This is a genomic window from Deinococcus pimensis DSM 21231 (assembly GCF_000519345.1).
GTDB lineage: Bacteria > Deinococcota > Deinococci > Deinococcales > Deinococcaceae > Deinococcus_A > Deinococcus_A pimensis.
This window is the reverse complement of record NZ_KI912647.1, coordinates 80,458-81,854: the sequence shown is the minus strand read 5'-3', so window position 1 is coordinate 81,854 and position 1,397 is coordinate 80,458. Positions and strand designations below refer to the sequence as shown.

The 1,397-nt window shown below is 72.9% G+C and carries 2 protein-coding genes; one reads left to right on the top strand and one right to left on the bottom strand.

Annotated elements, in window-relative coordinates:
- Positions 1–768, top strand: a 768-nt coding sequence (locus DEIPI_RS0113200) for an MFS transporter (protein WP_027482071.1), incomplete at its 5' end; no start/stop codon positions are given.
- Here the strand turns inward: DEIPI_RS0113200 and DEIPI_RS30970 are convergent.
- Positions 755–1,397 (bottom strand): MFS transporter (locus DEIPI_RS30970; RefSeq protein ID WP_157463644.1); only part of this gene is annotated, 643 nt, incomplete at its 5' end. The two genes, DEIPI_RS0113200 and DEIPI_RS30970, sit on opposite strands and share 14 nt — an antisense overlap.

Here is a 1,397-nt window from a genome sequence, read left to right as displayed (position 1 = left end):
GACAAACGGGGCCTGTGGGCGAGCCTGTTCAGCGCGGGCGGCACGGCGGGCATGGCGCTCGGGCCGGTCTTCGCGGGCGTGGGGCTCGACCGCCTGCCGATCTTCGCGCCGATCGGGCTGGCGGTGGCGCTCGTGACGTTCCTCGTCACCCCGCGCGAGGAGCGGACGAGCGCGCGCCGTCCCTCGGTCGGAGAGTACCTCGCGATCTTCCGGGGACCCATGGTGACGCTGTGGGGCATGGCGGTGCTGCGGTCGCTCGCGTCGTCGGGGTACGGGGCGATGCTGCCGTTCATCCTCGCGGCGCGCGGGTACGGGTACGGCTCCACGGCGCTCGCGCTGGGCGTGTACAGCGTCGCGAGCGCCATCGGCGGCATCGTCGGGGGACGTATCAGCGACCGTCGGGGGCGCACGCCGGTCCTGAGGTCCAGCATCCTGGGCACGCTGCCCCTGTTCGTGCTGCTGGTGTACTCGGAGCCGTCACAGGTCTGGTACTACCCGCTGGCGTTCCTGGTGGGCGCGTTCATCAACGCGAGCATCCCGGTGGGCGTGGTGACGGCGCAGGAGTACGCGCCGCGTCACGTGGCGGTCGCGAGCAGCATCATGATGGGCTTCTCGTGGGGCTTCGCGGGTCTGCTGGTGTTCCTCGTGGGCGTGCTCGCCGACGTGACGACCCCGACGACGGCGGCCCTGGTGAGCATCTCTCTGCTGCTGCCGAGCGTGTGGATGGCGTACCGCCTGCCGGAGCCGGTGAAGGTCAGGCTGGACTGAGGTCCCTGAGCCGTCTCGTCGTGTACTGCCCCAGCAGCACGACGAGCACCGTGAGCGCGAAGAGGCCCGTCACGCCCGCGCGCAGGCCGAGCGTCGCCACGAGCACCCCGCCGAGACCCGCCCCGATCGCGCTGCCGAGCACGTCGGCGGTCTGGAGGGTGCCGGACACCTCGCCCTCCTGCCCCTCGGGCGCGTTCCTGAACACCACGAGGGTGTGCGACTGGAACGCGAGGCCCATCCCCAGCCCGCCGAGCGCCCACATGACGCCCACCGCCCACGCGGGCAGGGCGGGGTTCGTGACGATCAGGCCCGTCAGCAGCAGCGCGAGCGTGACGAGCGTCGTGCCGACGAGCGCGACGCGCGCGCGGTACCGTCCCCCCGTGCGTTCGTCGAAGCGGGAGTGCAGGATGGACGTGGAGGACCACGTGAGGGCGCTCGCGGTGAGCGCGAGGCCCGCGCCGGTGGTGCTCAGGCCGTGCAGGTCCGTCAGGCCGAGCGGCACGAAGGCCTCCGCGCCGAAGAAGGAGAAGGTGAGGACGAAGCGGGTGGCGTAGCCCGCGTCGAGCGGTCTGCGCGCGAGCCACGCGCCCGGCGGGAACAGGCCGCGCAGGGCGGGCAGGGCGAGCGCG